We start from the raw sequence: 7,922 nt of genomic DNA, 5'->3' as shown, positions 1-7,922 counted from the left end.
GGGCGGGATGGTGGACACGGGGGCCTCCTCGGAACATGACGACTACTCTCTGTTATCAGAGTAGGCGCCCAACCCCCAGAAGGCAACCCTGAGTAATGATTCAACTCCCCAGAGTGAACGATTCGGCAGCCGCGGTCAGTTCAGGTCTCTCGCGGAGAGCCCCATGTGCTCGCCCACCTTGTTGACCAGGAGGGTCATCTCGTACCCCACCTGGCCGACGTCCACGTCGGCCCCGGCCAGCACGCAGAGGCAGCTGCCGTCCCCGGCGGCCGTGACGAACAGCACACCGTCGTCGAACTCGATCATGGTCTGCCGCACCCCGCCGCTGCCGAAGTGCTCGCCGACCCCCTTCGCGAGGCTGTGCAGGCCGGAGGAGACGGCCGCCAGATGCTCGGCGCTGCTCCGCTTCAGGCCCCGGCTGACCGAGGTCACCAGTCCGTCGCTGGACAGCAGCAGCACGTGCCGCACCCGTGGCAGGCGCTGCGCCAGGTCGTCCAACAACCAGTCGAGCGTGGTGCTCAGTGCCATCCCCAGCTCCCCCTTCTCGTAAGGCGACTGCTGTGTCAGCCTTCCCCAGTACGAGGCCGTCGGCAACCATCCGTGCGGTACCGCTATCCGGAAGGGACCGTACCGTTTCCTCTGGTCAGTGCGGCCACCGGGTACCGCCTCAGCGACCGAGCTCCTTGCGGCCGGCCCGCCGCAGCCGGCGCCGCTGCGCCGGATCGAGCAACAGGTACGCGGCGGCCGGGACGCCGACCATCACCAGCAGGGCGATCCAGAAGTTGGTCAGGATCCAGACCAGCAGCCCCACGCCTACCGCACCCACCGCGACCTTGGCGCCACGGGACATCTCGCCACCTCCTCGCTTGCGGGCGACCGGCCGGCCGCCCGCACGATGAAACGTATATCCAGTGTCCACCGTTCCGTCCGGTTCCCACCGGCCGGCAGGTGGCGGCGGATCACGACCGACCGGCCCACCCCCCGACGGGCCGGTCGAACGCCGCGGGCACCGCTATCCCCGCGGTCCCCGTTCCCCCCGCTTCGCGGCGCGCAACGGGGCGCCGACCCGGTGCATGTGGCCGAGTGCCTGCCGGTAGGAGTCGAGCAGCCCGGTCTCGGCGTAGGAGACGCCGAGTTCCCGGCAGTGGTGCCGCACCAGCGGGCGGGCCAGCCGCAGGTGCGGCCGCGGCATGTTGGGGAAGAGGTGGTGCTCTATCTGGTAGTTGAGCCCGCCCATCAGCCAGTCGGTGACGGGCCCGCCGCGCACGTTGCGCGAGGTCAGCACCTGCCGCCGCAGGTGGCCCCAGCGCTCCCCGTCCGGGTCCGGCATCTCCATGCCCTTGTGGTTCGGCGCGAAGACGGAACCCAGGTGGAGCCCGAACAGCGCGTGGTGGATCAGCGCGAAGACGACGGCCTTCCCCGGCGACATGGCGGTCAGCAGCAGCGCGGCGTAGGCCGCGAAGTGCAGCACGAGCAGCGCCGCCTCGACGCCGCGGGCCCGGCCCTGGCGCTCCCAGCCCTTGCCCGAGAGCACCATCTGCACGCTGGCGACCTTCAGCGCGATGCCCTCCAGGAGCAGCAGCGGGAAGAAGAGCCGGGCCTGGTGGCGGGTGAGCCAGCGGCCGAAGCCGACGCGCTTCTCCGCCTGGTGTTCGGCCCACACCATCACGCCGACCCCGACGTCGGGGTCCTTGTCGAGATGGTTCGGGTTGGCGTGGTGCCGGTTGTGCTTGTCGTTCCACCAGGCGGAGCTCATGCCCAGCAGCAGGTTGCCGTGGACGAGGCCGAGCAGTCGGTTGAACCGACGGGTGCGGGCTATCTGGGCGTGGCCCGCGTCGTGCCCGTAGAAGGAGGTGCGGGTGGAGAAGAGGGCGAACGGCACGACGAGCGGCAGGACCCACCAGGTGTCGCCGACGAGCAGCACCGCCGTGACCACGGCCGCCATGGCCAGCGCGTTGACCGCCATGCCCACCGCGTACCAGCCGCGGCGGCGGTCCAGCAGGCCCTGTCCCTTGATCTGCCGCAGCAGCGGCGGGAACTCGCCCTCGATGCCGCCGGAGGCGGCGGGGGCGGTGGAACGCTCGGCGGTCGGTGCCGGGAATGGGCTCATGAGGTCTCCGGATGCGGTTGGCTGGACGCCCTTCACGCTAGGTAGCGAGGGCCCTCCAGGGCCATGGCCGCAGCACCCGGTCCATGGTGTACCTAGCCCCCCTGCGCGACCGGGGGCGCACCGGCGGGGGTGCGGCCGAGCGCTCGCGGCGTGCCCGAGCGGCGAGCCCGCGGGCCGCTCGGGGGGCGCCCGGGGCGCGGGTTTCCGCATCGGTTCCGCGATGAGGTACCCTCGGCCGCGCACCGCGAGCTAGTCAAATTTGAGGAGACTTCCAGCGCTGTGACCGCGAGCCCGGCGTCACCCGCCCAGATCTCCGCCCTCGTCCATCACGCGGCCGTCTTCCTGCCGGCCGACCCGCCCCGCGACTCCCGGGTCGCCTTCTTCCCCGCCGACCTCGAAGCCGACGAGCACGACCGGCGGGACGAGGTCGCCCCCGCCCTCGGGGAGTTGGCCACCGAGCCGTTGACGGTGGCCCTGCCCGAGGGCGCGGCGGGAGGGGCGGTCCTGGCGCGCACGGTCCGAGCCGTGGTCCTTCCGGTGCGCGCCGCGCTCCCCGTCCTCACCCGTGCCCGGGCCGCCGGTACCGGCTCCACCGCCGCCTACTGGGGCGGCGCGGCCGTGCTCGCCCTCCAACTGGCTGCCCGCGGCCGTCTGTTGCCCGGTCTGAGCGCCGCCGACCACGACGCCTGGCGGCTCGGCCCACTGGACGCCGCCGACGCCACACGGCTGGCCGAACTCGCCGCCACGATGCCGCCGTCGGCCCGCGCCGTGCCGCTGCCCGCCCCGGCCGACGCACCCGACCCGCTGCTGCTCCCGCGTCCCGAGCCGCTGCTGCGCGCCTTCCTCGACGCCGTCGCCGACACCCTGCCGCGCACCCCCGCCGCCGCCCTGGCCGCCGGCGGGCCGGCGTTCACGGCCCCGGAGCCGCGCCGGCTGCCCGAGCAGCGCGCCTGGGCCACGGCGGTCGCCGCCGGCCACGACGCGGGCGTCCGCCTCTCGCTGCGCGTCGAGGCGACCGAGCCCGCCGGCGACTCGGCCCCCCGGTTCCGCGCCGTGGTCCAGCTGCACAGCCTCGGCGAGCCGGGCACGGTGACGGACGCGGCCGAACTGTGGTCCGGTGGCCGGGCGACCACCGGCGCCTTCGGCCCGCGCGCCCGCACCGACGCCCTGCTCACGCTGCGGCGGGCCGCGGCGGCCTGGGAGCCGCTGCGGCCGCTGCTCACCGCGGCGGTGCCGGACGCCGTCGACCTCGCGGACGAGGAGCTGGCGGAGCTGCTCGACCTCCCGACCGCGCGGGCCCTGGAGGCCGCCGGCGTCCAACTGCACTGGCCGCGCGACCTGGTGCGCCGGCTCAGCGCCCGCGCGGTGGTCGGCGACGACGGTCCGGCGCGGCCCGAGTCGGCGGGTTCCGGCGTGCTCTCGCCGGACGCCCTGTTCGCGTTCGACTGGCGGTTCGCCCTGGGGGACGTCGAGTTGACCCGGGCGGAGCTCGACCGGCTGGCCGAGTCCGGCCGGCCCCTGGTGCGGCTGCGCGACCGGTGGGTGGTGGTCTCGCCCGAGGAGCTGCGGCGGGCCAGGGAGCGCCGTGACCGCAAGGTGTCGGTGCTGGACGCGCTGGGTGCCGCCCTCACCGGCAGCGCCGAGGACGGCGGCGAGCGGTTCGAGGTCACCGCGGTCGGGCCGCTGGCGGCCCTGCGGGACCGGCTGGCGGATCCCGAGGCCGCCGACCGCGAGCCGGTCGCACAACCCCGGGCGCTCGCCGCCACCCTGCGCGACTACCAGCTCCGCGGCCTCGGGTGGCTGCACCGGATGACGTCGCTCGGCCTCGGGGGCTGCCTCGCCGACGACATGGGCCTGGGCAAGACGATCACGCTGATCGCCCTGCACCTGCACCGCCAGCTCGACCCGGCGACCGCCGGGCCCACGCTGGTGGTCTGCCCCGCCTCGCTGCTCGGCAACTGGCAGCGGGAGATCGGCGCGTTCGCCCCCGGCACCCGGGTACGCCGTCACCACGGCGCCTCCCGCGACCTCGGCGACCTGGCCGAGGGCGAGTTCGTGCTCACCACCTACGGCACCATGCGGCTCGACGCGGAACGGCTGGCCGCCGCGGCCGACTGGTCGTTGCTGGTCGCCGACGAGGCCCAGCACGTCAAGAACCCGTTCTCGGCCACGGCCGGGCGGCTGCGCTCCATCCCGGCCCGGGCCCGGGTGGCACTCACCGGCACCCCGGTGGAGAACAACCTCACCGAGCTGTGGGCGATCCTCGACTGGACGACGCCCGGGCTGCTCGGGCGCCTCGGCACGTTCCGCGCCCGCCATGCCGACGCCGTCGAGGGCGGCACCGACCCGGCGGCGGCCGAGCGGCTCGCCCGGCTGGTCGGGCCGTTCCTGCTGCGCCGCCGCAAGAGCGACCCGGGCATCGCGCCCGAGCTGCCGCCGAAGACGGAGACCGACCGGGCCGTCGCACTCACCGTGGAGCAGGCCGGGCTCTACGAGGCCGTGGTGCGCGAGGGCCTGGCGGCCGTGTCCGGGGCCGACGGCCTGGCGCGGCGCGGTCTGGTGATGAAGATGCTCACCTCGCTCAAGCAGATCTGCAACCACCCGGCGCAGTACCTGAAGGAGGAGGAGCCGCGGCTGCCGGGGCGGTCGGGGAAGCTGGAGCTGCTCGACGAGCTGTTGGACACCATCCTGTCCGAGGGCGCCAGCGTGCTGGTCTTCACGCAGTACGTGCGGATGGCGCGGCTGATCGGGCGTCGGCTGACCGACCGTGGGGTGCCGAGCCTGCTGCTGCACGGCGGCACCCCGGTGCCGCGCCGGGAGGAGATGGTGCGTGCCTTCTCGGCAGGCGAGGTTCCGGTGTTCCTGCTGTCGCTCAGGGCGGCGGGCACCGGGCTCAACCTGACCAGGGCCGAGCACGTGGTGCACTACGACCGCTGGTGGAACCCGGCCGTCGAGGCCCAGGCCACGGACCGCGCGTACCGGATCGGGCAGGACCGCCCGGTACAGGTGCACCGGCTGATCGCCGAGGGCACCGTGGAGGACCGGATCGCCGAACTGCTGCGGCGCAAACGCGCCCTCGCGGACGCCGTGCTCGGCGCGGGCGAGGGCGCGCTCACCGAGCTGGGCGACGCCGAGCTCGCCGAACTCGTCGCCCTGCGCGGCCCAGGCGTCACCGAGGAGGACGGACGATGAGCGGCGCCGCGGACGAGGCCGCCGAGGAACTGGTCCTCGCGGCGCTGCCGCCGATCGCCGGTCGGGGCTTCGCCGCGACCTGGTGGGGGCTGAGCTGGCTGAAGGCGCTGGAGGACACCGCGTTGGACACCGCGCGGCTGCGCCAGGGGCGGCGGGCCGCGCGGGGCGGGGCGGTCGGCGCGGTCTCGGTGCGGCCCGGCCGGCTGACGGCGGTGGTGCGGGACGCCGACGGCGCCTCGTACCGGGCGGACGTGCTGCTGCGGCGGCTGACGGACGCGGAGTGGGACCGGCTGCTGCGCACGGTGGCCGGCGAGGCCGGGCACATAGCCGCGCTGCTCGACCGGGACATGCCGTCGCAGCTGGTGGCGGACGCGGAGGCGGCCGGCGTCGAACTGCTGCCCGGCATCGGGGACCTCGACCCGGAGTGCGAGTGCGGCGAGTGGGACCACTGCGCGCACACCGCCGCCCTCTGCTACCAGGTGGCGCGGCTGCTGGACACCGACCCCTTCCTGTTGCTGCTGCTGCGCGGTCGCGGCGAGCGCGGCCTGACGGACGAGCTCCAGCGGCGCAGCGCGGCGCACGCCGAGCGGACACCGCGCGCCGCCCCGGCCGCGGAGCCCGCGTCGCCCGGCGTCCCGGCCGTCGAGGTCTGGGCCGAGGCGGTGCCCCCGCCGCCGGCGCCGCCACCGGCCGTCGGGTCGCCTGGCACCGTGCCCTCGTTGCGCACGGACACCCCGCCGGAGGGCGGACTCGACGTCGGGGCGCTGGAGTTCATCGCCCAGGACACGGCCACGCGGGCCACCAGGCTGCTGGCCGAGGCGTTGGCGCCCGGGCACGCCGCCAGCGTGCCGCCGGCGCCGCTGAGCGTCTGGGAGGACGCGGTGCGGCTGGCGGCCGGCGGGCCGCCGGCGGCGGTCGTCGGCCGGCTGGCCCGGGGCTGCGGGCGCACGCCGCGCGCCCTGGAGATCGCCGTGCGCGCCTGGGGGTTCGGCGGTCCCGCGGCCCTGGCCACGGTCGACGGCGGGCGGGAAACGGCGCCCGAGGGGCCCGAGCGGCGGCGGGCCAGGGAGCGGCTGGCCGCCGCGTGGGCCGACGAGGAGTCACGCCCGGCGCTGCGCGGGACCGGCGACCACTGGACCGTGGTCGGTAAGGGCATACAGCTCCGGCTCGGCCCCGACGGCCGCTGGTGGCCGTACCGGAAGCACGCCGGGCACTGGTGGCCGACGGGTCGGGGAGAGCGGGACCCGGCGGCGGCGTTGGCCGTGGCACGCGCGGGCGCCGACGACGACGTCGGCGGCCGGCCGGGCGAGCCGGGCCCGGCCGCCGACTGACCGTCAGGCCAGGTTCTCGAGGACCGCGTAGTAACCGCCGCGCTGGCCGGTGGCGGTGGGGTGGTACGAGTCGCCGACGGGCAGGGTCAGGCTGTGCAGCCACGAGTCGGTCGAGCAGATCTCGTGGCCGGTGAAGGCCGGCCGCACGTCGCCGTAGGTGAAGCCGTGGTCGGCGGCGCGTTTGCCGATCGTCTCGCTGAGGTTGTCGGCGGCGCCGTTGACGGCCGCCCTCGACTCCTCGCTGATGCCGAAGAGGCAGGTGCCGTTCAACTGGTAGAGGCGTGGGTAGCCGAGCACCACGACCTCGGCGTTGGGTGCCCGGTCGCGGATCGCCCGGTAGGTGGTGTCGAGTTGGCCCGGCAGGGTGTCGGTGATGTAGGCGTTGGCCGTCGCCACGGCGCCGAGGCAGGCGCTGGTGCCGGAGAGCACGCAGGCCTGCATGGTGGTGCCGAAGCCGGCGTCGTTGCCGCCGATGCTCAGGGTCACCAGGGTGGTGTCGGCGTCGAGCGGGCCGAGTTGGTCCTCGACGACGTCGTCGGTGCGGGCGCCGGCGCAGGCCGTGAAGTCGAAGGAGGCGGGGGAGTTGGCGTCCGCCCAGAGCTCCGGGTAGGCGACGGCGCTGCGTCGGCAGTCGCCGCTCGCGTCGTCGTAGGAGCCGGCACCGGCCCCCGAGGAGTAGGAGTCGCCGAGCGCGACGTAGGAGGTGGGGGCGGCCGCCGAGGGTTCCTGGGCGGCGGACGCGGGGGCGAGCGCGGTGACGCCGATGACGAGGGCCGCGGTGGCGGCCGTCGTCGCCCAGCGGCGAAGTCTCATGGCGGCTCCCTGTGGGGTACCGGTGCGTCGTCGGTTCATCAGCGCACTACCCCCACCAAGTTGTGCTCATGCCAAGGATGTTACCGACGATTAACAGAGCGGACGCACGCGACGCGACGGCGCGCCCCCGGTCCGACGACGCGCCCCGTGTGCCCGCCGGGCGCGGGCCGGACTTTCCCCAGGGGTTGTCGAAAGCCCGCGCACCGTTCTAGCGTGATCGAACACGGTCGCACGGATTCCAACACCACCGGCCAGGTCGCCGTCGGCCACCACCCCGCCAGAGGAGACGCATGCCCATCCGGCCAGTTGACGACGGGTTGCCCTACTACGAGAACCCCTCCCCCGGCACCGGCGGCTCCACCGCCTTCTGGGACGTGGCGACGCACGGCCTGATCGAGGCCAAGTCGCAGCACCTGTCGTTCGGGGAGTTCTCCTCGAAGTTCGCCAAGGCCGCCAGCAAGGCCCCGTGGCTCGAC

General features: G+C 74.9%; 6 protein-coding genes and 1 pseudogene. 3 read left to right on the top strand and 4 right to left on the bottom strand.

From position 1 onward, the window contains the following. Positions 1-135: 135 nt before the first annotated feature. The 3 genes from E1283_RS27345 to E1283_RS27335 all read right to left on the bottom strand — a co-directional run bounded on the left by E1283_RS27345 (position 136) and on the right by E1283_RS27335 (position 2,110). Positions 136-528 (bottom strand): roadblock/LC7 domain-containing protein, encoded by a 393-nt coding sequence (locus tag E1283_RS27345; protein ID WP_132820834.1) that lies wholly within the window; start codon positions 526-528, stop codon positions 136-138. Positions 529-667: 139 nt separating this feature from the next. Then, positions 668-850 carry a hypothetical protein gene (locus E1283_RS27340; protein WP_132820833.1) on the bottom strand — a complete coding sequence of 61 codons (183 nt, stop codon included), beginning with the start codon at positions 848-850 and terminating at the stop codon, positions 668-670. 162 nt (positions 851-1,012) lie between these two features. Beyond that, entirely contained in the window at positions 1,013-2,110 is a 1,098-nt protein-coding gene (locus E1283_RS27335; protein ID WP_132820832.1) for a fatty acid desaturase family protein, read from the bottom strand. A gap of 279 nt (positions 2,111-2,389) precedes the next feature. On the opposite strand from E1283_RS27335, the gene E1283_RS27330 reads away from it, so the two are divergent. Continuing rightward, on the top strand, positions 2,390-5,302 hold the full coding sequence (locus tag E1283_RS27330; protein WP_132820831.1) for a DEAD/DEAH box helicase: 2,913 nt from the start codon (positions 2,390-2,392) through the stop codon (positions 5,300-5,302). Continuing rightward, positions 5,299-6,633 (top strand): SWIM zinc finger family protein, encoded by a 1,335-nt coding sequence (locus E1283_RS27325; protein WP_132820830.1) that lies wholly within the window; start codon positions 5,299-5,301, stop codon positions 6,631-6,633. Before E1283_RS27330 ends, E1283_RS27325 begins: the two co-directional genes overlap by 4 nt. Before the next feature lie 3 nt (positions 6,634-6,636). Here the strand turns inward: E1283_RS27325 and E1283_RS27320 are convergent, their stop codons facing one another. After that, positions 6,637-7,446: an SGNH/GDSL hydrolase family protein gene (locus E1283_RS27320; protein WP_132820829.1), complete on the bottom strand. Its 810-nt coding sequence runs from the start codon at positions 7,444-7,446 to the stop codon at positions 6,637-6,639. A 344-nt stretch (positions 7,447-7,790) separates the two neighbouring features. Between E1283_RS27320 and E1283_RS27315 the strand changes: the two are divergent. Beyond that, a pseudogene (locus E1283_RS27315) lies at positions 7,791-7,922 on the top strand (phosphoserine transaminase); the annotation flags it as partial.

This window comes from Streptomyces hainanensis (assembly GCF_004348415.1).
In the GTDB taxonomy this organism is placed as follows: domain Bacteria; phylum Actinomycetota; class Actinomycetes; order Streptomycetales; family Streptomycetaceae; genus Streptomyces; species Streptomyces hainanensis.
This window is presented reverse-complemented; position numbering and strand designations above follow the sequence as displayed.